Raw genomic sequence first — 23,326 nt, 5'->3', positions numbered from 1 at the left:
ATCGGAGAGAGTACCCAATTGTTGGAAAAAGTAGATCTGGGTAATATTACCCATTTTTTGATATCGGATTATAAACCTTGGCCGGGGAGCGGTTTTATTTTGTATTCCGAAGACAGCCGGGCTTGATTGTAGGATAGAAAACAGCGTATTAAATCCGTTATATACCAGCTTCACACCAGATTATGTTCATAGGCATAGGCAGTAGCGGCAGCCCGGGTTTCTACGTTCAGTTTGCCCAGGATGTTGCTAACATGGCGGTCTACCGTTCGCTCGCTGATATACAGCTCTTTGGCGATATCTTTATTGGTTTTGCCGGTAGCAAGAATGCAGAGCACTTCCAGTTCGCGCGGCGTCAGCCCGTGAGTGTTTTCAGGTCTCTTTTTTTTGATAAGGGAATTGACGTTGGAAAGGTCCGGGGTGGCCCCAAGCTGTTCAAATATCTCCCGGGCGGCATGAAATTCCATCGTGGCAGTGTCTTCATCTCCGAGATTGCGACAGGCAAGTCCGATGAGTACCTGTGTTCGGGCAGATTCGTATGAGGCCTCAACCTGTTTCAGCAGGGACCAGGATTGCCGCAATTTTTTTAATGCCGTACCCGGTTTTGAATTTGCAAGTAGAACACTTCCCTGGGATCGAGCTGCAATGGCGTTCAGGTAAGGAGCTCCGAGCTCAGTGGCAATGTCTGAAAGTTCACTGGCTTTTGCCTTAGCGGTCTGTAATTCCTGCGAGGCCAGCATAATTTCCACGTATGCAGGAAGTATTCTTGATCGGGGCATCCGTTCCTGGATTTCATCTTCCACATGCTGGATGGCCGTTTTGGCGGAGTCGATATCGCCCTGGGCCAGTCTTAACAGAGCCAGCCCCGGTTGTGGACTTCGGCCCCATTTGCTGCTCTGCCGGTATGCTTTTTCCGCCTTGGAATAGTGACCCTGCAACCGGTATAGTTCGGCCTGCCTGTAAAAAGCCTCCCCGGTAGCGGGCGGACTTGATGTTTGCGTGAGCTCACAAGCCCGCTGGACTTCTTCCATGGCATCCGGCCACCTGCCACGCAATTGCAGGATTTCGGCGCGGCGCACCAGGCACTGCCCTCGATAAGGGATCAGGTCCGGCTGAGCATCGCACCACCGGCTCAGGGCATCCGTCCATTCCTGGGCCCGCTGGAGATCATAAATCTTTTGACAGGTTTCGATGATTGCGCAGTACACAATGCCGGCAACAATGGGCGAGAGCTCATCAGAAACAACACCTACCATCGCCTCGTCCAGCAGTGTTGTACCTTCCTCTATTCTTTTTTGCTGGATCAAAGCTTGCCCACAGCCTAGTCTGCCCAGTGTTTGGAGATCTTTATTTTTGAAACGGGTTCCGATTTTCGCAGCTTGATTAAAAAGGTTATAAGCTGCCTCACCGTCCCCTTGGCGAAGTTGTTGAAGTCCACGGGGTATCAGCAGAAGTCCCTGCTCAGCACATTTCTGTTTATAATCTTTAATCAGTCGCTTTGCCCGGGCGATCCAGCCGCTGCCCTGGGCATGTTCACCTCGGTTAAAGAGCACCATCCCCAGCCAGAACGCACTGCAGGCCGCCCGCTCGGTATTATTCTGTTCCAGAAATTTTTGATGGACCCGTGCCCATATTTTGGTACATTTTGATTCCTTGCCGATCAGATATGCAGCTTTCGCCAAGGATTCGAGATCATCAGCATCAAGAACGGTTTCTTCGTCCGCAGCAGACAGAAAGGTATATGCATCAGCCCACGCCTGCTGACGAAATGCTTGACGCCCCTGTTTAAGTGTGTTGTCGCTGGCCATGTGGACCCCCCTTTATAATAGAGCATCCCCTTCCATTAGGATACGGCAAAAAGTTTGAATATTGAAAAACATTTTGTCAGCAGGATGAAGTCAGAGTTTAGTAACTGCTAAATAGTTACACTTTTTTGTAACTGTACTCGACTTATCCCCTGGGTCGGAGATGTATTGTATGGGCCAGCTAATGATATTTAGCTTAAGCGGTAGGCGGAACGACGCAAATTATTTTTCAGAGGTCTTTGCAAAATCGTTGTTTTGGCCGATATCGTCATTTTCGCGGATTTGAACTCCTCATTTATGAGATATAAACTGCGGTTCCAAATCCGCTCAGGGGTTGATCTTGACCAACCCTCCTGGCTTTTCAAAGCCCTCTTATAGTGCAATTTCAGATAGAAAATTTTGTGTAGGCAGCCAGCGGCGAGGCCTGTCGCCCGTTAAGCTCATGTTAGCACTAAATTATTTGTTTTGTCCGGAAAAGTGCTTAACTGTTTCCGTAATAAATTTTTTATTCCTGGTCATTTTTTCATGTTGCGATGATACATATATCGATTTAAAAAGCCCTCCTGTTTTGCAAGAGGGCTTTTTACGTTTATAGAATGAGAGAAAGGATGCCGTTACCGGCTGTCTTTCCCGGTGTTGACATACCGAATACACTGGCCTTGATTTTTGAAACCGAACTCTTCCCAGCCTCCCTTCATGCACTCCTGCCTGGTTTCGGGATTGACGGCTATTTCAAAGTCGAATATCGTGTCGTTGATAGTGATGTAATCTACATGTCCTTTGAATGAACCATTCCAGCCGGAGCCGATACCTGCCTCGATACCTTCTACACTGTATCCATCCAGCCACTCGTCGGTCAGCGAGCGATCAAACTGGAAACAACCGTATGGATCTCCAGCCTCATTACAACCGCTGAAGCCTACCCATTCGCCATTTACATATTGGGGTATTCTCCAGAAATTTCCGTTCAGCAGATTCTCAGTGATCCACTGGTCAGTGGGGGCAGGTGGACCAGTAGTCGGGTACCCATTGTAAACACCCTCCCACTTAAGCAGCCAGGAATTTCCATTACCATCATCTACAAAGATCCCTATGGCCGGTGTCAGGTGGTCCGGAGCGGTGCTGCTGCCATCCCTGTACCAGTCAAAACTAAGGGCATTCAAATTTTCGACCGGTCCAAACGCCTGGACCAAGCGAAAATCTGTTTTTCCCTCACTATCGCTAAAGGACTGTTGCAACGAAGCCATCCCACCGTGCTGGTCCGCTACCGCGTCACTTATTATGCTCTCCCCATCTCCCCGAACATTCAGTTCTTGCCATCCCATAAGGTTATCCGGGGTGACAACAACAAGGCTGGCGGAGCTGTTGGATCCCGCATGCTGGCCTTTTTCCAGGATCAGACCGGCTGATTGCTGCTTCGTTTCTCCGGCTAATTGATCAGTATTTGTTACAGAATCGCAGCTATACAAAACCATCACTGTTACTAAAAAAATACCAAGTGCCAAATAGTTGTTTTTTATCATCTTCCCTCGATTTTATATTGATATTTATTTCCCAGCATCACCTCTTTTTAGTTATTGAAATCGGGGTGTAACCACAAAGAATTATGTTAATATTAATTGAATATAATATTTGTTGGCCTGCCGGTACCGATGCAGATCCAGCCAATATTGATCAGGTACTATTTTGTACTGCCTGCTTTAAATTGGGGTACATCTGGGAGAGGGGTACCAGTAAGCAATAAGGATTCGAAAACGTAACAATTTTCTTCAAAACAGGGAGGCTAATAAATTTAAAAGCCCTCCAGGTCAGTGGAAGGCTTTTGGTGTAGGTTATCTACGTTCAGAAAATCGGGCTGACTTTCTGAACTTGGGATATAATGTAAATTGGATTACCTCGAGCCGAGCGGTGATAAATTTGCAAGAAATGTCACCATAGCTTTGCTCCCATCCCTAACTTAACGGGGGGACCCTTGGCGAAATGTAGTTTGCTTTTTCGTAACAACTCGTGAAAAGTTGCAAAAAAAGAAATAAACTCGTGGATCTCCCGGTTCCCACTCACTCAATGAATCAATCATTCAATCATTCCACGGGCAACCCTTCCATTTTCATGATGGTCAGTGCGTTGGTGGTGGGACAGGGACCCGGCTTCAGCTTGTATTCGAAGCTCATTTTCCCGTCTTTGATCGTCTCCTCGAAATGCCAGTTGGTGAGCTGTGGAATCTCATCTTCCAGCGAGGCCAGTTCAAGATCGTGGGTTGAGACCACACCGACCCCGTCGGTGCCGGCCACATGCTTCAGGAAAGCGGTGCTCCCGATCAGGCGTTCCCGGTTGTTGGTACCACGAAAAATTTCATCCACCAGAAAAAAGAGCGGCCAGGTATCCTCCCGTTCCAGCGCATCCAGCAACCGCCGCAGCTTGCGTACCTCCGCATAGAAATGCGAGAGCCCTTCATCCAGCGAGTCCACCACGTTGATACTGCTAAAGAGCCGAAATGGGATGGCATGGAAGCTTCGGGCATTCACCGGTCCACCGGAGAGACAGAGGCACAGGTTGATACCCAGCGTCCGCAGGTAGGTGCTTTTGCCAGACATATTTGACCCGGTGATGAGAATGAGAGAGCCATTTTTTTCAATCGTCACATCATTTGTCACCTTCTCTTCGTGGGGAATGAGGGGGTGTCCCAGGTCGGTGGCGCTCAGGACCGGCTGTGAGCGATCGGCGGCCGGTGCCGAAAGGATGTAGCCAGGGTTAAGCCACGCAAAGTTGGCCAGCGAACAGAGCGCCTCAAGCTGGTAAAAATGGTCTAGCCAGCGGTTCAGTGGATCTTTGAGCTCCGTTTTGTATTGATCCAGCTTGTACGAAAAGTAGAGATCCCAGGGCAACAGCAGGTTCAGTATAGCCCAGATAATCTCACTTTTTTGGGATGAAGCCGCCGCGGCCAGGCGGACAATTTTTTTAAGGAACCGGGAGGGCCGGGTTTCCTGCTGTTTGTACAGAGCACAAAACTCTTCAAGCCTGGAGCCTTTCTTGTAGGGGTACTCTTCCAGGTAGATCAGGATGGAGCTGAATCTTGACAACAGTTTTTCCATCTGGTAGGAGGCGTCAAAGAGCCCTTTCACCTTTCCGGAGTTGAAATTATAGGCTAGCAGGTAGATTACAGCACTGAAAATAACATAGGGGGGCACCATTCCCGCCAGGTAAAGGATGCCCAGTATCCAGTTTGCGGCAGCAAGTCCGCCCAACAGTGCAAGGGCACCGGTATAGGATTCCGAGGCCGACCGGTCCAGCCAGCGGAGCAGTGCCGCCATATTCCAGTCCTGCTCCGATTTGTACGATTTGCTGATGGCCGCCCGCAGCTGAAGCCGATCTCGAAAGTGGGCCATCGGCTTGAGTTCCCGCACCAGCTGCTGGCGCTGCAGGATACGGCCGGTATCCGGGGTGTTGTCGAGCAGCCACTGTTTAAGCTGATCGCTGCCCCCGGCGTAGATCGCCGTGTCGATCAGGTGGAGCAGCGAGCGGCGCCCCGTAATGTTGAGATCGCCGGCATACGGATGGTCCTCTTCCGGCTCCGAGGAGGGGGGAGGGGGAATCTGTTCCCAGTCCAGGTCCATCCGTGCCAGGTGCGTGCCGCGGATCTTTTTCCAGAGCGTCAGCCGCTGTTGTTGCCGCTCCACTTTTTGATGTCGCGATACCAGCCAGAAAAATACGCCCAGCAGAAGCCCCAGGACCAGGAGAGTGATCGCGGGACTCCCGGTTTGGGCGGCGACATAGAGAGCTGCAATGCCCCCGCCAAATACGCCGAGGCGATACCGGGAAATACGGCTGTCCCACCGATTGACAATCTCAATTTTGGATTCTATTCTGCGCAGCTGGTTGGTAATGGCTTCTCGTAATGCGGATCTGTTTTGTGGCATCTCTGGGTATTAACAAATTTTAAAGCGGCGTTGCCGGTTCTCACGTTTGTCACCCGGACCGGGCCCGGTATTCCGCAGGGTCTGGACTATTGATATCTCCAGCCTTTAATCGACGATCTGAGCCGGGCAGATCCAGCGGTCGGGTGACAGGTTCTCGATTCTGGTTGATTCTGAATATAGGAAAGCGTCAGTGATTTTCCCGAAAGAGTTCGGACAGGAAAATCAGAGGGTTAAAATACTGAGAAGGGACGCTGAAACCAGGCAACTCTTTGTGTGACGGGTGATAGTATTAAAACGATTCCCGGGGTTCCTCCCTCAAATTAACAAGGGTGGCGCCCCAGCCGCTGCGGTCACCTGCCAGCGAATAGCTTTCAACGCGGGGATGCCGGTCCAGGAGAGCATGTACCGATCGGCGGAGGCTCCCCGTTCCCTTCCCGTGGATAATACGGAGAGCGTAGATCTCCCTTTCCAGGCAGGCTTCAATATAGTCGGGAATCAGCGAGCCAAGATCCTCCGGCCGGAAGGTGTGCAGGTCCAGCGTGCCATCAATCGGGAATTCATTGGGTTCACTGTTTGTCATGATAGCTGGGAGCAGGCTTCTGTGACCGTGAAGAACAGGGAACAGATCAATTAAAAAATGAGATAAATTCTTCTTCTGTTTTCGAATAGATGAATCCTCCGAGGTTCAGTGCGCTTCGCTGCAGGAATGATCGTTTTTGATCGACATACGAGCGCATCGCCTTGATATTGCCCAGATGCCGGCGGAAATCCTGGTCCACAAGCAGGTCGTCGAGCAGGGCCAGGTCATGCTCCTCCCCGAGGTAATCGGAAAGCTGAGCGAGACTTTTCCCCTTGATATCCAGTTTTCCGGGCCAAAAATGTGCCAACACCTGGAAGGCGTTCATAAAATATTTTACCTGCTTGCGCCACTCGTGGAACTGCTCTTTGGTACCCTCCTCGTCTGCCCTGAAGTAGTTTTCGCGCCCTTTTTTGTAGATCTCCTTCAGTCCGGGGAATAGAAGTGACTGTTGGTCTGGCAGCCCCTGTTGTTCTGTGAACGCATTTTGAACCTCTTCGAGCCGGTCGGCCATATCTTCAAAACGGTGCTGATCCCGGGCCTCCTCCAGCAGTTCTTTTTCCTGCTGTTGAAGGATGTTCAGGCCTTCTTCAATATCTTGCGGCCGGACCGAATGAGACTCCCTCGCCACATACTGCATCAGGAGAATGAACACATGTAGGTCCCGAAGTTCCGAGACGAATCGGCCCATGTCGCGAAACATATGGTTTTGTTGCTCATACGCCTCCGGTTCCAGGGAGAACTTGATCAGCCGGATCAAGGCGCGCATAAACTTGAAGCCCCTGCGCGCATCGTGGATCGCCTCGTGCAGGTTCTGGTGAGGAGGCCGGATAGTCGGTATAATCTGCTGCAGTCGGTCCGTGTAGATCCGCTTTATTCCCTCGTCGATCGATTCATCTGTAGCCAGTGCATAATCCATAATGTCACAAAAATAGCGAACCCATGGAAGGAAGCAATTCAAATTTTATAAAAATTGGTCAGCCCGAAAATCGGGCGGCGTCAAGTATCGACCACAGGTGGATGATCCATCCCAGCCAGATTAGCCAGAGGAGACCCGCCAGCAGAAAGTGGGTAAGAGACATTAAAAACCGTCCCTGCAACAGCTGTCCGAGTCCCGGTACAAAAAAGCTTGCGAGGGCGGCAATTACATTTCCGGTTGATCCTTGTCCACTCATTTACCTATTCCATTTGATTTGCGTTTATGTTCATCCGATTACGAAAATAAAGGTAAAAAGTTTAAGGAATGAAAAGCAGTTCCGGTTCGGCATTATGTACGGGATATAAAGCTGCGGGTTTGAATTTGTTTAGGTTTTGATCTTGGGTAAAATCCCTGATTTTGCAACGCCCACTGGTACGTGATCCCTTCATTTTTACGCTTATCCCGGCTAACTCCTCGATTTATTGAGGAAAATACGATACCGGTTGCCAATTTAGTTGATTTTGAAGAAAAGGAAAGCTTTTTTGTAATTTATATTCATAAAAAATTTCTCCCCGCGGAGATACTGTTGTTTTTTAGGGAGTTGCCAGGCAGCAGGAAGTCAATTCTTATTGGCAATACTGCCAGGAAAGTTGTTATATAGAACTAGCCACTAACTAACTTAATAATAAGGGATATACTATGCTAAAACGTCTTAAATCAAGTAAGCTGTCAGAATTTGTCGATATCGGGATATCACTCCTTATACTACGGGTGGTCGCCTCTTTTGCCATGATCTATGGGCACGGCTGGGGTAAATTGATGAACGTGTTCAGTGGCAATTTCCAGTTTGCCGATCCCATCGGGTTGGGGCCGACCATTTCTCTGATTCTTGCGGCATTTGCCGAAGCGATTTGTGCTTTTCTGGTCATGATCGGTTACTATACCCGCGCTGCCGCTTTGGTGCTGGTGATTAACATGACGGTGGCCTTCCTTTTTGTCCACCTGTTCAACGATCCCTTTAGCGGTATGGAAAAAGCAGTATTATTCCTTACTATTTATCTCACTATTTTCCTTACCGGTCCCGGCAAATATTCGCTGGACAGTGAATAGAAAGTGATATTTTTTATTATCCTTAAGCATCAAGGGCGACATAAACGGTCGCCCTTTTTTAATTCATGATTGACGAGCCACCAGCTCGATCCCGGGCCGGGATGTTACGTGCTGGCCATCGGTTTCGGTTTGATATTCTGGTTCATGTGGAAAAGATTTTCAGGGTCAAACTTTTGTTTTAATGCCACCAGCCGTTCGTAGTTGGCACCATAGGCCGAGGCAACGGCATTGTTCTCATCTTCCGTCATAAAATTGACATATGCTCCCCCGGCAGCATACGGTTTGGTCGCATTGTACACTTCTCTGGCCCAGCCGATCAGCCTGTCATCGTCGGACTCATCCTCCCACCTTCCGTGGACATTCATGATATATCTTGCATGACGCAACGGGTAGGCGGTGGCTTCCGCGGGTATTTCATTCTGAAGACCTGATATGGATCCCAGGAAAATTTCAGTGTGCGGAGAAGGGATGGTTCCGGCAAATTTTACCAGGCTTCCAATAAGCTCGTCAGTTACGGTTTCAAAGTTATGCGATTTCCAGTAGTTGCGCAGTCCCGGTGTGAGCAACGGGTCGAACGCCTGCTGCCACTGGGTATAGGGCTGCATCCCGGTATGTTCGCCAACCGGATTTCCAAATCCCCTTAGAAAATCCACAAGTTTTTCTCCCTTGTCGGCCTCCCCGTTGTAAAATATTGCAAGCACCAGCACCATTTTACCGTGTACGTCGTCGGGGAGGAAGGGCAGCGGCGGGGCGTGACGCAGCACTACCCAGACATTCAGTTCGCGGGGAGCGGACTGGGAAAATTCATTATACTGCCTGAGTACGTTTTTAGCCTGGTGGAACGGGAAAACCATCAGGCCGGCAAAAACTTCCGGTCCCATGTTGTGCAGGTTGAATTCGAATCCGGTAACAACTCCAAAATTTCCACCGCCGCCGCGAAGAGCCCAGAAAAGGTCGGGATTTTCCTCCTCGCTCGCCTTTATTGCCTTACCGCCGGCACTCACAACATCTGCTGAAACCAGGTTATCGACTGTCAGTCCGTACTGGCGGGTCAGCCAGCCGAACCCGCCACCCAGTGTCAACCCGGCCATACCTGTCGTGGAATTGATGCCGGTGGGGGTTGCCAGGCCGTGAGCCTGCGTGGCTTTGTCAAAATCTGCCAGCGTGGCTCCGGGCTCCACGTAGGCACGCCGCTTTTCTGGATCCACCTGAACTTTCTTCATATTGGAAAAATCGATGGTTAGTCCATTTTCAGCCAGCGAATTTCCGGCGATGTGGTGTCCACCACCCAGTACCGAGAGTTCAAGCCTGTTTTTACGGGCAAAATTAACAGCAACAGGTACATCTTGTGTATCGGCTACCTGGACAATAAGTGCAGGTTTTTTGTCAATCATCCCGTTCCAGATAGTGCGGGCTTTATTGTAGGTGGGATCGTCCGGCAGGATAATAGTACCGGCTATCGTACTTTTTAATTCTTCGATCAATTTTTTTTCTAAATGTAGCATGGCGTATCCATTATTTATAGGTTGGAAATGGAAATCCACCCCGTTTTAGGGTGTTGTCTTGCAGGATAACAGGCAGGCAAATGACTATTCAATGTACTGCAAAAACAATTAAAAACAACTATTTAGAAATAATAGTTAAAAGGATTTCGGCACTATTGACCGCCGGATTAGGTCACAGTTAAAATACTTGATAAGCTCCTTCCTGTTACGTTCGGACTATACTGCCAGGGAACCGCTCAGAATACTTCCGGGGTGACATTCACCTGCCAGTGAATGCGTTATTTTGAAGAGGAGAAAGAAAAAGCAAGATCAATAGACAAGAGAATATTGGAAATACTAAACTTTCTACGTTTTACTTTCTACCTTCTGTTGAAGAAATGACTTCTTTCCACCAAAGAGAACTCTTAATCTAAGAGGCTTTTGCAGCACCTGATGCTTAGTTGGGGGGTGGTTGTATTACCGATCTCATATAGCACATAAAGCGGGAGTACAACTCCCTGCGAACGATGATTCGAATGTTTTGCAAAGTCCTCACTAAAGCTTAAATCCATAAATGGAATTGATTTCTATCGTATTTATTCTCATTGGCCTGGTCCTCGGCTACCTCATCGCTCACTACAAATTCAAAAGCAGTCGGGCCCTTGGCAAAGAGGAGGCCGAGCTACTGGAGCGCGAGCACGCGGAGGCGATGCAGGATGTCAGCCGGCTGGAGGAGCGCAACAGTAACCTGGCTGGGCAGCTGGAGTCGACCCGGCAGGAGCTGAAGCAGGCTGAATCCAGGGCCGGTGAAGCTGAGAAGGAGAATGTACGACTCCGCTCGGTGAACGGGAACCTGAGAGAAAAACTGGAAGAGCAAAAGGAGGAGATGCAGAACTTGCAGGATCGATTTAAGGATGAGTTTGAAAACCTGGCGAACAAGATCCTGGAGGAAAAGTCCCAGAAATTTACCGAGCAGAACCGGGAGAAGCTGGACCAGCTGTTGAAGCCGCTGGGTGAAAAGATGGAGGAGTTTAAACAAAAGGTGGAGGAGACCCACAAAGAAGATCTCAAAGGACGCAGTTCGCTGGAACAGCACCTGAAACACCTGCAGGAGCTCAACCAGCAGATGGCCAGGGAGGCCAAGGATCTGACAAAAGCCCTCAAGGGGGAATCCCAGACGCAGGGAAGCTGGGGCGAGGTGATCCTGCAGCGTATCCTGGAGAAATCGGGACTTACCAGGGGGCGCGAGTACGAGATCCAGGAGCACCATCAAACCGAGGATGGTCGTCGCCTTTACCCGGATGTGGTGGTGTACCTGCCCGACAACAAGCGGCTGGTAATCGATTCCAAAGTATCGTTGACAGCCTATGAGCGGTTTGCTTCTGCCGAGGACGATGCGGAGCGGCAGGCGGCCTTGAAACAGCATGTCAGCTCGCTGCGAAGTCACGTCAAGGGACTCAGCAGCAAGAATTATGAGCAGCTGCATGGCGGCAACAGTCCCGATTTCGTGCTGATGTTCGTACCGATCGAATCGGCGTTTGGAGTTGCCCTTCAGCAGGACAGCAGCCTCTACTATGAGGCCTTTGACAAAAATGTCGTTATCGTCAGTCCCTCTACGCTGCTGGCCACCCTGGCTACGATCGACAGCGTGTGGAAACAGGAGTACCAGAACCGGAACGCGCAGGAGATCGCAGACCGTGGAGGCAAACTGTATGACAAGTTTGTGAATTTTGTAGAGAGCATGCAGGATATCGGTCAACGGATACGGCAGACCCAGGAGAGCTACAATGAAGCGATGAATCGTCTTTCCACCGGGCATGGCAACCTGACCCGCCAGGTCGAGATGCTTCGGGAGCTGGGAGCCAAGACGAGCAAGCAGCTGCCGGAAAACATGACCGGGCCATCCCCGGAATCTCTGCTCGAACATGAGGAGCCGGACAACAGGCACGAAGATGATCGTGATACGTAATAGAGAGGTGCGGCGACCATTTTATCTCTACTGCCCATGCACAACACAGCACGGTAGATAATGACATTTATTGTTCTCATATTCTGCCTTATGAATTCGATTAGTTTATTATCTACAGTTGTACTTTCGCTCTCTATCTTTGCAGCCGCATCTGTGGCCCGGGCCCAGCCGGAAACCGGTGGATTCATGCCGGACGGGCAGGTGCGATCAGAGAATCAAGCGGTCAGCCAGGCGTTGATTAATACCATTATGCCCATTGGCGTGGGATATGGTGCCGTCAAACTGTTTGATGGAAACACCGCTGAAACCCTTGGCGCCTCGCTGGCGATCTATGGGCTGGTTGTGGGTCCTTCAAGCGGAAATTTTTATGCCAATGATTATCTGCGCGGCGGACTGGGAGCGTTGACACGACTGGGCGCGGCGTTTTTGCTGCAGGATGCCACCAGCGAGGTTTTTGGCCGCGAATTTGCCGATGCCCTCGGCGTGGATAACAGCTCAGTCTCATTCAGTGAAACCAATATTGTTGTTGGCAGCACCCTGATGGTCGGAACAATCGCCTACAATATTATTACAGCCCCGGTATCTGTCAGGGAGTACAACCGGGAGATGGGCTACACCATGGAAATTCAGTCCCTTCCCGGTACAGGTCGCGCTGCGCCCGTAATTACCGCACGCATTCATCTTTAGAGGATTTGGTTAAACCAGGAGATTTTCTGCAAGTTCAAAAAAATGATTGAATTTAAAACCGCAGTGGTGGGCCAAATAACGGCTTTGCGAAAGGTTCTTTTAAAGAGGAAGTACCGGCCTTAAAAAGGAATGAAACCAATATTTTATAGGGGGCTTTGCAAAACCCCTGGTTTTAAAAAGTCCTCTTATAGTGAGCAAGACACTTGGTTGCCACCCCCCTGTTCAATTAGTAAACCCGACCCTCCAATCAATTATTAACTCCGAGGGGCTCTACAAGCGAGGCCAGCGTTTGGCCATCGTGATTGGAGATTGCGGCGTACCATGTGTCATCCCATTTCCAGGAGACGACATGCTTGCCGTTGACATCCCGGACGTGAAAATCTTTTGACCGGATACAGGAGTTGACCGCTTCCTCGCTGCGCTTAAGCTCATCAAACTGTTTAAGCTGTTCAATATTAAAGGCAAAAATATAGATGTACTGGTCTTCCGAGGGCAGGTAGTACTCCATCATTGGAGTTTCGAAACCGGGAACAAAGTCGCTCAGCACCACCCCTTTGAAATCAGCATTTTTTAGCGCGGGAATTGTGACCGGCATATTAAATGAAGAGGCCAGTTCCAGCTCGGCGTTTGCCGGGCTGGCGGTCGCGATCGTCGGCTGCACCATTTGACCGTTGTGTTTTACAAAGTGGGCGTAGGCATACTCTTCTACGTTATAAGACTCGGAGGAGGACTGCATATACAGGAATCCACCTAAAATAACTGCAGCGATCAGGAGCGTTGCCGCGGCCGCATATTTCCACAGGTAGGCGCGGTTGTCGACAGGAGATGTAGAGGCATCTTCAGCCTGGATGGTATGGGCGGGAGGCATGTCATAGATCGGCGCCTGCTGGTCATCTCCATCCGCCTGCTGTTGATGCAAAAATTGCCGGATACGTTTTTTCAGATGATCAGGAGCGCTGGCACAGGGGCACCGGGTGGATACAATATTTTTGAGCCGTTTGGCGGACTCATACTTGGATTTTACGGATTCATCCTGCTGTATATACGCGAAAAATGCGATACGAGTATCTTCGTCAACCTCCTCATCTACAACCGGTGTGATAAGTTCTAACGCTTCTTTCCTGGTAAGATTACTTCCAGACATCCTTCTGACCCCTCAGTAGATCTAATGCTGACTTTTTAATATAGCCTGTCTTATTTGTGTTTGTCTAATACCTATCTGTCAACATCAACTGGTTATTGAGTGTTCCAATCACAAATAAAAATCTATTTTTCGCTGAACGAGAGATAAAATCCGTTCAATACGGATCGGTCGACATGACGAGGTGCTGGCAGTTTTTGCAGCATGTTCGTAGAATCGATCGCCCGGGTGGGAGTAAAAGAGGCTGCCGCCAGCATGGATTCAAACTCATTTTTTGACAGGTGCAGACGAATCTTTTCTCCCACCATCCGGACGCCGGCGGTGAAGATGGCCCGCCGTGCGGCGGAAAGCTCGTCAAGGGCAAATATGGTGCTGATCAACTGGACCCTGTTCCGGAAAAACGTTTCCAGATCTTCAAGAATCTGTTGGCTCTGATGTTGATCCAGGTAATCAAAAAAGCCCTCTGCCACGATGACGGTATCCCGGTTCGGATCGAGCTGTTCAAGGTTGAGACCGCTGCCCCGGGAGCTGAAATGGTGGCTTATGATGTGGAGGTCCGTATTCTGCATCCCCTGTTGTGTCACGAAGTTCTGCTTTATGGAGGACATCCGCGGGGCGTCGATCTCAAAGCACGGGATACGGCCTTGCGAATGGAAGGCCGCCAGGTGATCAAAGCCCGCTCCCATTACGAGCAGTTGTGTATAGTCCCGCGAGAGGAGCTGTTCCACCTTCTGCCCGATAATATATTTGCGCATAAGAATGTGCATGAGGTCTCCGGGCAGCAGCAGTTCTTCTGAGATGATGAAAAATTTGCGAAGCCAGGATTTCTGCAGTGCCTGGTGGTACCAGTTCAGGGGTGGCGGCAGGTACTGAACAAGACGCTCGTAAAATTGGATAATTTCCTGGTCGAACCAGTCGTGATAGGGGGGGATGCGTGTCAGCCCATAGAATTTAATGGCAACAAAGGCGGCGGTCCGGCTTATCTGGTCGGGTCTCATGGGCGCTCTTCTCTGTTCATTTTTTGAATTGGCTCCAGGGAGAATGGCCGGGAAACGGGAGAGCAACATGCACCTCCTTATTATGTATGGGGTGTTCGAATCGCAATTCCACCGCCCGTAAGGCCATGGTGCGTCCCTCGGGCTGCTGAATTCCGTATTTATAGTCGCCCCATACCGGGTAACCTTCTTCAGCCAGCTGCACGCGAATCTGGTGCGGGCGCCCGGTCTGCAGGTGAATTGCCAGCAACGCCAGCTCGTCTTCTTGATCCTGTTTTTGGAATGAAAGAACCGCCTTTTTACTCTCCGGGTTAGTGGAGGCGGTGGCCCTCACCCGGTTTCGATTCCTGTTTTTCACCAGGTGGTGGATAAGCAGCCCGTTGGCGGGAGGCGTGCCCTGAACGATGGCATGGTAGGTCTTCTGGATCGTACGGTCCCGCAGCTGATCGCTGAGTCGCCCGGCGGCTTTGGAACTTTTGGCCAGCAGCATCAGCCCGCCAACAGGACGGTCGAGGCGGTGAACCAACCCGAGATAGGGATCGCTGTCGCTGCCGGATTCCAGCTTGAGATACTGCTTGCAGAGGGTCACCACGTCAGGGTCACCGGTATGGTCCTCCTGCGAGAGAAGTTCATGGGGCTTATCGATGATGAGGAGATGATGATCCTCAAAAACGATCGGGATCTGCGGGGTTGTGCTTGTATATTTTTTTGCCATTACGGAAATATGCATGTTACAGAGGGTTTTGCAAAGGTCCCGTTACAGTCATATGTCGGGCCGGAACCCGGGAGCTGGCAAGTGATTGCGCCACGGTTGCCGCCGCCCAGCCAGCTCCATGCCTGTGCTGACCACCGCCCGTTTGCACGGGGAGGAATATCGGAAAAAAATGGGGTTAGCCATTAAAAATATGACAAATAGATTTTTCCGGTCACCCCCGATTCAGTCCGGGCAGGAGTATTATAACGGAATCAGCTGTCAAGGAAAAGGATCCCGTTTGAGGGAACAAAAATAAATCCCAAAATCACCGGTTGGGATCAGGATTGTAGAATGAAGAATTATTAATTTCGAAGGAGGAGGTTGTATTTATGATTTATGCACTATGTCTGACCGGTGAATTTCTGTCTGTAGAGGAGTGGGTTACAAAACACACTTCGCTTTCCCGGCCCTGATGGGGCGCGGAAGCCGGAGCAGGTTCCAGTACAGACGCGACATGTCGCGTCTCAACGAGCTCCTACGACCGCTGCAGGCTGGACGGGTGGGTTATCCGTAACAAATGTAATGCAAGTGAAGGAGTTGGCGAAAAATTGTGCATCTGAATGACCCGGTTTAATCCTGCAAAAATTTAATCCTGCAAAATAGGAGTATATCGTGGTTTGGAACCTGTCTGGGGATACCCTGATTAGCAGATCGCTGACATCAAATAATGAATAATGAGCCCGTGATGATTGTGGCAAAATGTTTCTATATTTTGGATCTGAACGAAGGACATGACAATTCTATTCTCGTACATCCTGTGCACAGATATAAATTTGCCAATTTCTCCAGATGAGCAGTGAAACTACAGATATTGATCTCCGGGAAAAGGTTGACCACCTGCCGATGTCTCCCGGGGTTTACATGTTTAAAGACGATGGCGGCAACCACCTGTATATCGGGAAGGCAAAGCGGCTTCGCGACCGGGTACGCTCCTATTTCCAGGATTCACGGGGACACGACGGGCGCATCAAAGTGATGGTCTCGAAGATTGATGATCTCGAGGTCATCGTCACCGATTCCGATTCCGAGGCGCTGATACTGGAAAACAACCTTATCAAAAAGCATCAACCCCGGTATAACATTATGTACCGGGATGACAAGTCGTATCCCTATATCTGTATTACAAATGAAGAACGTCCCCGGGTGTTTCCCACGCGCACCGTAATCAGCGACGGCAGCAAGTATATCGGTCCCTATGACAGCGTAATGCATATGCGCCGGATGCTGGAGACGATCAGGAAAACTTTTGGCCTCTGTACCTGTGCCATCTCATCCAAGAATATCAACCGCACCAGGGGCGCTCCCAAATGGGGATCCTGCCTTGATGACTATCTCGATCGCTGCTCCGAGGAGATGGACCTGGAGGAGTATAACGCCAACATCCAAAAAGTGGAACGGATGCTCAACGGGCGCACCGACGAGCTGATGCGCGACCTGAAAGATGAGATGGAGATCGCCTCGGAGGCACTTGAATTTGAGAAAGCCGCCCGTATTCGCGACAGTCTGAAAGCGGTTGAAAAATACAGCAAAAAGATGAAGATGGTGGCCGACAAGAAAGTAGACCGCGATGTGTATGCGGTTACGGTTGATGAAGAGCTCTCTGAGGCCTGTGGCGTGTTATTCAAGGTCAGGGAGGGCAAGCTGATCGGGAAGTTCCACCGTTTCCTGAAGAATATTTCTCACCTGGAGGAGGGAGCAATGCTGCAGTCCTTTATCGAGGATTATTATACGGGACAATTTGCCGGAGCTATCCCCGATGAGGTTTACGTTAGCCACGATCTCCCTGAAGATGAACCGTTGCTGGAGTATTTGTGGGAGGAGAGGGGACGGAAAGTGCCGATCCACCGGCCGCAACGGGGTGAAAAAGCGCAGCTTATGCGCATGGCGATCTCGAACGCCGAGCTGTTGCTGGGCGAACGCAAGCTGGAAAAGAAGAAGGCCGACCGAAAACGTATTCCCAACTCGGTGGAGGAGCTGAAAGAGCATCTGCAGCTCGATCGGCTGCCCCGTCGCATTGAGTGCTTTGATAATTCGAATATTCAGGGCTCCGATCCGGTCGCATCCATGGTTTGTTTTGTGGATGCCCGCCCGCGCAAAAGCGAGTACAAGCGGTTTCATATCAAGACGGTAGAGGGACCCGACGATTTCGCCTCGATGAAAGAGGTGATCTCTCGCCGCTACAAGCGGGTGATGAAGGAAGAGCAGCACATTCCCGATCTGATTGTCGTAGATGGAGGCAAGGGACAGCTGAATGCGGCGATATCTGCACTCAGGGAGATCGGGTTTTACGGCGAATGCGAAATAGTGGGCCTGGCCAAGCGCCTGGAGGAGGTCTTTTTACCCGGAAAATCGGATCCGGTGATGATTCCCAAGACCTCATCCGCACTGAAGCTGCTGCAGCAGGTACGGGATGAAGCCCACCGTTTTGCCATCAATTTTCACCGCAATACCCGGGCTAAACGGACCATCAAAACCGAATTGACAGAAATTAAGGGTATCGGGCAGAAAACAGCTCAGAAACTCCTGAACCATTTTGGATCGGTAAAAAAGATAAAAGAGGCCCACAAGGGGGAGATCCAGGCGGAAGTAGGCCAAAAAACGGGAGAAGCGGTCTATGAGTATTTTGAGCAGCAAAACGGGCACCCGGAAGAGGAGTAAGTCGGGAACTGGGAACTGGTTTCTGTTGCTGGTGCGGCTTGTTGTGCTGAAAAATCTCCTGTAAAGACTGAATGAAACCAAACAGGGAGAAATATCGTATAAAAATAGTTATTGAGATTGTTGCTCGTGTATTGAGACTGTATCACATTATCATGTGATATTTATTGTCTGCCTCAGCAGATACCATTTATGGTAAGATGGGAAAACTTTTATTTACGTGAAACTTTTACAGCTTAAAATAGTCTGTATAAATAATTCAGTATAAAAGGAAGCCCAACTACAGGTGCAGTTGACTAGCTTTACTGTTTTGTTAATGGCGAATCGATTTAGCCTGATTTTTTGTTATTGGGAAGAGCAAAGGAAAAACAGGCATCAATTTTTAACAAATTCAGCCGGTTCAGTTGCATTGACGTCGAAAAATTTGTAATAACAGGCGTGAGGAAAAGTTTATGAAATTTGAGAAAGCAGAACATATCAGCTCTAAATATCAACAGCTGGACGACAAAGATCTGGTCCGGTTCTACCGGCAGAATGGCGATGAAATGGCGTTCAGCGAATTGATGAATCGTCATCAGGCCAAAATCTATTCCTATATTTACAGCATGGTGGGTAGTGGCGATGTGGCCGATGATATTTTCCAGGAGACCTTTACGAAGGTCATCACCAAGATGGACGACACGTACAATGAACAGGGCAAATGGATCGCGTGGGTTATGCGGATTGCCCATAACGCAACAATCGATTATTTAAGAAAACAAAAACGGTTTGTTGACGTTAGTTCTAACTACGACGAGGAATCAGGTACCGATTTCTACGAACGGCTGCCTGACGAGGATATGGCGAGTGCAGAAGAGCAGCTTGAGAAAGAGGAAGCCAAAAGCAGCCTGATGAAGCACATCGCCGAGCTCCCCGAGGAGCAGCGAACAGTGGTCATGCTTCGTCATTATTACGAAATGCCGTTTAAGGAAATCGCTGAATTAACCGATGTTTCTATAAATACCGCACTAGGTCGCATGCGGTATGCGTTAATAAATCTTCGTAAACTCTTTGACCAGGAAAAAGAACAAGAAGAAAACAATTATGCCGAACGACGATAATGCCTCGATTCGCTATCTGATGAAGGAGATGGATCCTTCTGAAGAAGTACTCATGGAGCGTTCGATGATGGAAGATGAGGATCTGCTGATCGAAGTGGAGTGTATGCGTCAGACACTCAAGCAGCTGGATGAAAATTTACCGGTGATGGATCCTCCCGCTCACGTAACCAGCAATGTATTACGAAAAGCATCCGAACATAAACCGAATAACAACTCCGGTTTTATTCCGTCTTTAGGGGGGAACAGAGTTGGATATGTGGCCGCTGCCGCAGTTGTAGCAGCGGGCCTGATTTCCGGTGTTCTGCTATACCAGGATGGATTGGATGGGGCCGGACCGAATGCGCAGGAAAATACGACGTCTGCGGCGGTTTCCTCTTCTCCCTCGATGGAAGTTGACCAGCCTGGAGTCGCCAACGCGGAAATGGAAGCTGAACCGGTGGATGTGCGTGATGTAGAGCCGTGGGTGGATCGAGACGAGATTCTGAGGTTTCAGGACCAGTTCGGGGAGCAGAACCAGGCGGAATTCGATTCTATCCTGAATACAATGACACGGAAGCTGAAGCCGATTGACGATCCCCTTGATATGAATTCAAATACCCGATCGCTCCAGTTGACCGGTTCTGAGCAATAACGTGATTCTGAAATATTTTGAATAAAAAATGCAGCTTAGGGGCTGCATTTTTTATTTTAGGGTATAATTTAGGAGTGTGTCAGTGAGCAGTGATTAATGAAATAATGAATATAATGCATAGCGCTGCTTCACAAAACGAAATTCAAAGCAGTGCTACGATTTAACTATAAATTTGATGGGGTGAGAGGGAGTTGCACCCCCGACCGATACGTAGTGTTTTATTTGTGATAGAAAAGAATAGGATTATCGTTAGTTTTAAAAAAATATGCGTCACGTAGTTATTTATGTATTAAGCAATATAGATATTTGACTCAGACCACAGAACTAAGCAGCCTCTGACAACTGACAACTGACAACTGACAACTGACAATGTGATTGTACACACCTCGGCCATAGTATTTCGAACCGTTGACTACTCGGAATCGAGCAAAATAGTTACGCTTTTTACCGAGGCTCACGGCAAAATTGCGGTGATGGTGCGCGGGGTAAAGAAACCCAAAAGCAAGTTTTCCGGGTTGATGGAGGTGGGGAATCTGCTGGATGTGGTTTATTACTATAAAGCGTCGCGGTCGGTGCAGACGCTTTCGGAGGCGAGTTATCTGGAAAAAACATTTTCGATTCGGTCGGACTTTGAAAAAATGGCAACGCTGACTTCTTCGGTGGAGCTGATGGGGCAGCTGCTGCATGAAGAGGAGGTTAATGAACCGATGTTTGAGGTGGGAAAGCGGTTTGTCCTGTGGCTGAACCAAACGGATCAACCTCCGCAGCAGATCTTTCCCTACCTGCAGATCCGGCTTGCTGAACTGGCGGGTCACGGGCTGCAACTGCATCTGAAAAACGGGAACGAGGAAACGCCGCAGCCTCAATATTACTTTAATTTAGAAACGGGGCTTATTTCTACGGAAAGTGCGGCCTCGTACTCCTATAAATTGACGCAAAACCAGTTCAGATATGTGCGACTGGCCCTGCAAGCCCGAAGTTCCCGTTTGTTGAAACTGGATTTTGCAACCGGGGAACTAAAACAGCTGGTTGAACACCTGGATCGCTACTTCAAATTTCATGTTGAAGGATTCCGGGATCGGAAATCGGATGCTATTTTTGAACAATTACTGCAGGATTAATTATGACTTCCCGTAACAGATATCTCACCGGTTTGTTACTGCTGTTGACTGGCATTCTTATCGGTACGATCTTTTCGCTCTACCAGCAGGGGGTCTGGATCAACGATCATGCACAGGTGAATGTGACGGAGGTAAAGCGCAGCAGCGAGCCGCTGATCCCCGAACAGCAGCTGGAGCGCATGGATGCGCGTTTCCTATTTAAATCGGTGGCTGAACGGGTCAAGCCCACGGTAGTCTATATCGAGACGGTCATCCCGATCAATGGGTCCAATATCCCCGACGATGAGGATCACGATCGTGATGAAGGATTTTGGGATCGGTTTATGCCGCACCAGGCGCGCACCGTCGGGTCGGGGGTCCTGATCTCCGGGGACGGCTATATATTGACCAATAACCACGTTATTGATGATGCGGTGCAGGATGGAATTGAAGTGACCCTGAATGACAAGCGTATGTATGAAGCGCGGGTGGTGGGGCAGGACCCGACGACCGATTTGGCAGTGATCAAGATTGACGGTAAGGAGTTGGCTTCCATCACCGTCGGAAATTCCGACCATGTGAATGTGGGGGAATGGGTGCTGGCCATTGGCAATCCTTTTGGCAGTCTTCGTTCCACGGTGACAGCCGGTATCGTAAGCGCGGTGGGACGGGGTAACCTGCAGGTAATCAACGATCAGCTGGGTGTGGAAAGTTTTATACAGACCGATGCAGCCATAAACAAAGGCAACAGCGGGGGGGCGCTGGTCAATACCAGTGGTGAGCTTATTGGTATTAACACTGCTATAGCTTCACAGAGTGGAACTTACCAGGGGTATGGATTTGCCGTTCCGGTCAACCTGGCAATAAAGGTGGCCCGGGACCTTATCCAGTACGGGGAAGTGCATCGCGCCATGCTGGGAGTGAGTATACGGGGCGTAGATCACCGGCTGGCCGAGGAGTTGGGGATGGAACAAATCCGCGGGGTGATGCTCTCTGCTGTGCCCGAGGGCGGGGCTGCAGGAAAGTTTGGACTTGAAGTGCGGGATGTGGTGCTGGCAGTAGACGGCGAGGAAGTAAATGAGTCAAATGAACTGCAGGAAAAGATCGCCGTATTGAGTCCCGGAGATATCGTGAAGCTTAAAATCTGGCGTGACGGGGATGAATTCGATCGTAACGTGAAGCTCGGAAGCATGGAATCGGCCGGCCGAAGCTTCTTTTCTGACTCCGACAGCAGCCCGGAGGTTGAGCCTGAAGAGGAGGAACAGGGCCGCCGATATGGCAACGGGGTGGAGTTCGGTTCGTTTTCTCTCGGTTTTAAAGTGATGGCGCTCTCCAAGCCGGAAGATGCCCGCAGATTTGATTTAATCATTACTGAAGTGGAGGAGCAGTCGGAAGCCGGGCGGCGCGGGTTGAAGGAAGGGTATGAAATCCTGGAAGTAAATGAAACGAAAGTTGAAGATCTGGAAACTTTAAAGGATCTTATCGACCGCAGCCTGGAGAGGCGGGGTTCAGTTCTGCTTCAGGTTGAAACAGCGGACGGTGCTGTCGGCTATTATGAATTGAAAGAGTAATGGATAATTTTTTTGGAATGCCCGATTTTCGCATTTATGTATCACTTTTGATCGCGGCGGTTTTTGCCGTTTCATGTTCAACTCCCCAGCCGGTATCCGAATCGTCGGGGGAATCGGACCCCGAACCTCAAACCGAGTCGATTTATCCGGCGTGGTTTTCAGGTACCAGTGAGTTTGTAGAGAGTGATTCCACCTTTACTGCATATGGTATGGCTGTCGATATGGATTCAACCGCTGCCACCCGGAGTGCGGTGACAAAAGCAAAGGCTAATTTTGAGCAACATCTCTCCATACGGCTCGAATCGATCCGCGAGAGTGCGGCCCGGGAACAGGATAACAGTGAGATGGAATCGCCGGAATTTATTTTTGCCCTCCGTAATGCAGAAGCATCGCTTTCCGGTATTGTGAAGGTTTCGGATAAAGTGGCGAACCGGAGTCGGAATCTGAACAGCCACCTGGGATTTGCCGCAGTCACGATTTCAAAAGAGGAGCTGGTTCGCAACCTGGAGAGCCGGATGGACTCGAACCGGGAAGCCTGGAGGACACTCCGAAATTCGGCGGCCTTTGAACAGTGGTAGTATCATTCTTCATCTATCTGCCAGCATTTTCTTCTTTCAGGATTAGCTCTCCCCAATCATTAAAATATTTATATGTAAATTAGTCATGCGGGGCAGCGTTTTTCCGGGCTTGGGGCTGCCGGTTCCCCCCCTCCGTCATTTGATTTCTGAGCCGCCCGGGACAAGCGCAACGCAGGCGTGGAAGTTCGTTGAGACGCGACATGTCGCGTCTGTACTGGATTTTGCTTCGGATTCCGCCCCCCCCCCGATTCAAGGCCGGGAAAAACCGATCTGTATTTTTTGTCCTATCTGCTCCTCCTTGGAAATTCTACATTCTTAATTCCGAACCAGGACTTT

General features: G+C 49.8%; 19 protein-coding genes. 9 read left to right on the top strand and 10 right to left on the bottom strand.

All coding sequences use genetic code 11. From position 1 onward, the window contains the following. Positions 1-170: 170 nt before the first annotated feature. The 6 genes from ACG2F4_RS05980 to ACG2F4_RS05955 form a co-directional block, all read right to left on the bottom strand. On the bottom strand, positions 171-1,805 hold the full coding sequence (locus ACG2F4_RS05980; protein WP_395259305.1) for a LuxR C-terminal-related transcriptional regulator: 1,635 nt from the start codon (positions 1,803-1,805) through the stop codon (positions 171-173). A gap of 611 nt (positions 1,806-2,416) precedes the next feature. Continuing rightward, positions 2,417-3,325, bottom strand: coding sequence for a hypothetical protein (locus ACG2F4_RS05975; RefSeq protein ID WP_395259304.1), 909 nt, complete (start codon positions 3,323-3,325; stop codon positions 2,417-2,419). A 558-nt stretch (positions 3,326-3,883) separates the two neighbouring features. Further along, on the bottom strand, positions 3,884-5,719 hold the full coding sequence (locus tag ACG2F4_RS05970) for a hypothetical protein (RefSeq protein WP_395259303.1): 1,836 nt from the start codon (positions 5,717-5,719) through the stop codon (positions 3,884-3,886). Positions 5,720-6,008: 289 nt separating this feature from the next. Further along, positions 6,009-6,299 (bottom strand): Smr/MutS family protein, encoded by a 291-nt coding sequence (locus ACG2F4_RS05965; protein WP_395259302.1) that lies wholly within the window; start codon positions 6,297-6,299, stop codon positions 6,009-6,011. A gap of 46 nt (positions 6,300-6,345) precedes the next feature. Beyond that, the gene (locus tag ACG2F4_RS05960; RefSeq protein WP_395259301.1) at positions 6,346-7,215 is read right to left on the bottom strand and encodes a CHAD domain-containing protein; all 870 of its coding nucleotides are present in this window, start codon (positions 7,213-7,215) and stop codon (positions 6,346-6,348) included. Between the two features lie 58 nt (positions 7,216-7,273). Continuing rightward, complete coding sequence (locus tag ACG2F4_RS05955; protein WP_395259300.1) at positions 7,274-7,471, bottom strand: hypothetical protein; 198 nt, start codon at positions 7,469-7,471, stop codon at positions 7,274-7,276. A gap of 443 nt (positions 7,472-7,914) precedes the next feature. Between ACG2F4_RS05955 and ACG2F4_RS05950 the strand changes: the two genes are divergently transcribed. Beyond that, entirely contained in the window at positions 7,915-8,325 is a 411-nt protein-coding gene (locus tag ACG2F4_RS05950; protein ID WP_395259299.1) for a DoxX family protein, read from the top strand. Positions 8,326-8,429: 104 nt separating this feature from the next. Here the strand turns inward: ACG2F4_RS05950 and ACG2F4_RS05945 are convergent, their stop codons facing one another. Further along, positions 8,430-9,830: an FAD-binding oxidoreductase gene (locus tag ACG2F4_RS05945; protein WP_395259298.1), complete on the bottom strand. Its 1,401-nt coding sequence runs from the start codon at positions 9,828-9,830 to the stop codon at positions 8,430-8,432. Positions 9,831-10,383: 553 nt separating this feature from the next. Between ACG2F4_RS05945 and rmuC the strand changes: the two genes are divergently transcribed. Continuing rightward, complete coding sequence (rmuC, locus tag ACG2F4_RS05940) at positions 10,384-11,778, top strand: DNA recombination protein RmuC (protein WP_395259297.1); 1,395 nt, start codon at positions 10,384-10,386, stop codon at positions 11,776-11,778. A 90-nt stretch (positions 11,779-11,868) separates the two neighbouring features. After that, entirely contained in the window at positions 11,869-12,465 is a 597-nt protein-coding gene (locus ACG2F4_RS05935) for a hypothetical protein (RefSeq protein WP_395259296.1), read from the top strand. Positions 12,466-12,712: 247 nt separating this feature from the next. On the opposite strand, the gene ACG2F4_RS05930 is transcribed toward ACG2F4_RS05935, so the two are convergent. The 3 genes from ACG2F4_RS05930 to ACG2F4_RS05920 all read right to left on the bottom strand — a co-directional run bounded on the left by ACG2F4_RS05930 (position 12,713) and on the right by ACG2F4_RS05920 (position 15,316). Further along, positions 12,713-13,609: a hypothetical protein gene (locus tag ACG2F4_RS05930; RefSeq protein WP_395259295.1), complete on the bottom strand. Its 897-nt coding sequence runs from the start codon at positions 13,607-13,609 to the stop codon at positions 12,713-12,715. A gap of 122 nt (positions 13,610-13,731) precedes the next feature. Beyond that, a complete protein-coding gene (locus ACG2F4_RS05925) occupies positions 13,732-14,604 on the bottom strand; it encodes a class I SAM-dependent methyltransferase (protein WP_395259294.1) in 873 nt (290 codons plus the stop codon). A gap of 16 nt (positions 14,605-14,620) precedes the next feature. After that, positions 14,621-15,316: an RluA family pseudouridine synthase gene (locus tag ACG2F4_RS05920; RefSeq protein ID WP_395259293.1), complete on the bottom strand. Its 696-nt coding sequence runs from the start codon at positions 15,314-15,316 to the stop codon at positions 14,621-14,623. Positions 15,317-16,144: 828 nt separating this feature from the next. Between ACG2F4_RS05920 and uvrC the strand changes: the two genes are divergently transcribed. From uvrC to ACG2F4_RS05890, 6 genes are all read left to right on the top strand, one after another. After that, entirely contained in the window at positions 16,145-18,013 is a 1,869-nt protein-coding gene (gene uvrC, locus ACG2F4_RS05915) for an excinuclease ABC subunit UvrC (RefSeq protein ID WP_395259292.1), read from the top strand. Between the two features lie 449 nt (positions 18,014-18,462). Beyond that, on the top strand, positions 18,463-19,110 hold the full coding sequence (locus tag ACG2F4_RS05910) for an RNA polymerase sigma factor (RefSeq protein ID WP_395259291.1): 648 nt from the start codon (positions 18,463-18,465) through the stop codon (positions 19,108-19,110). Next, positions 19,094-19,741: a hypothetical protein gene (locus tag ACG2F4_RS05905; RefSeq protein WP_395259290.1), complete on the top strand. Its 648-nt coding sequence runs from the start codon at positions 19,094-19,096 to the stop codon at positions 19,739-19,741. Before ACG2F4_RS05910 ends, ACG2F4_RS05905 begins: the two co-directional genes overlap by 17 nt. A 371-nt stretch (positions 19,742-20,112) precedes the next feature. Then, entirely contained in the window at positions 20,113-20,862 is a 750-nt protein-coding gene (gene recO / locus ACG2F4_RS05900) for a DNA repair protein RecO (RefSeq protein ID WP_395259289.1), read from the top strand. A gap of 44 nt (positions 20,863-20,906) precedes the next feature. Next, positions 20,907-22,412, top strand: coding sequence for a trypsin-like peptidase domain-containing protein (locus ACG2F4_RS05895; RefSeq protein WP_395259288.1), 1,506 nt, complete (start codon positions 20,907-20,909; stop codon positions 22,410-22,412). After that, the gene (locus ACG2F4_RS05890) at positions 22,412-22,990 is read left to right on the top strand and encodes a hypothetical protein (RefSeq protein WP_395259287.1); all 579 of its coding nucleotides are present in this window, start codon (positions 22,412-22,414) and stop codon (positions 22,988-22,990) included. The genes ACG2F4_RS05895 and ACG2F4_RS05890 overlap by 1 nt, the downstream gene beginning before the upstream one ends. The last annotated feature ends 336 nt before the right edge of the window (positions 22,991-23,326 follow it).

Origin of the sequence: Halalkalibaculum sp. DA3122, from assembly GCF_043951865.1 — a bacterium.
Taxonomy (GTDB): Bacteria; Bacteroidota; Rhodothermia; order Balneolales; family Balneolaceae; genus JAMQKA01.
The sequence above is the reverse complement of the archived record's forward strand: the minus strand, read 5'-3'. Positions and strand labels throughout refer to the sequence as shown.

Coding starts and splice junctions, on each gene's coding strand:
- ACG2F4_RS05980 (WP_395259305.1), bottom strand. CDS start 1,805: ATGGCCAGCGACAACACACTTAAACAGGGGCGTCAAGCATTTCGTCAG.
- ACG2F4_RS05975 (WP_395259304.1), bottom strand. CDS start 3,325: ATGATAAAAAACAACTATTTGGCACTTGGTATTTTTTTAGTAACAGTG.
- ACG2F4_RS05970 (WP_395259303.1), bottom strand. CDS start 5,719: ATGCCACAAAACAGATCCGCATTACGAGAAGCCATTACCAACCAGCTG.
- ACG2F4_RS05965 (WP_395259302.1), bottom strand. CDS start 6,299: ATGACAAACAGTGAACCCAATGAATTCCCGATTGATGGCACGCTGGAC.
- ACG2F4_RS05960 (WP_395259301.1), bottom strand. CDS start 7,215: ATGGATTATGCACTGGCTACAGATGAATCGATCGACGAGGGAATAAAG.
- ACG2F4_RS05955 (WP_395259300.1), bottom strand. CDS start 7,471: ATGAGTGGACAAGGATCAACCGGAAATGTAATTGCCGCCCTCGCAAGC.
- ACG2F4_RS05950 (WP_395259299.1), top strand. CDS start 7,915: ATGCTAAAACGTCTTAAATCAAGTAAGCTGTCAGAATTTGTCGATATC.
- ACG2F4_RS05945 (WP_395259298.1), bottom strand. CDS start 9,830: ATGCTACATTTAGAAAAAAAATTGATCGAAGAATTAAAAAGTACGATA.
- rmuC (WP_395259297.1), top strand. CDS start 10,384: ATGGAATTGATTTCTATCGTATTTATTCTCATTGGCCTGGTCCTCGGC.
- ACG2F4_RS05935 (WP_395259296.1), top strand. CDS start 11,869: ATGAATTCGATTAGTTTATTATCTACAGTTGTACTTTCGCTCTCTATC.
- ACG2F4_RS05930 (WP_395259295.1), bottom strand. CDS start 13,609: ATGTCTGGAAGTAATCTTACCAGGAAAGAAGCGTTAGAACTTATCACA.
- ACG2F4_RS05925 (WP_395259294.1), bottom strand. CDS start 14,604: ATGAGACCCGACCAGATAAGCCGGACCGCCGCCTTTGTTGCCATTAAA.
- ACG2F4_RS05920 (WP_395259293.1), bottom strand. CDS start 15,316: ATGGCAAAAAAATATACAAGCACAACCCCGCAGATCCCGATCGTTTTT.
- uvrC (WP_395259292.1), top strand. CDS start 16,145: ATGAGCAGTGAAACTACAGATATTGATCTCCGGGAAAAGGTTGACCAC.
- ACG2F4_RS05910 (WP_395259291.1), top strand. CDS start 18,463: ATGAAATTTGAGAAAGCAGAACATATCAGCTCTAAATATCAACAGCTG.
- ACG2F4_RS05905 (WP_395259290.1), top strand. CDS start 19,094: ATGCCGAACGACGATAATGCCTCGATTCGCTATCTGATGAAGGAGATG.
- ACG2F4_RS05890 (WP_395259287.1), top strand. CDS start 22,412: ATGGATAATTTTTTTGGAATGCCCGATTTTCGCATTTATGTATCACTT.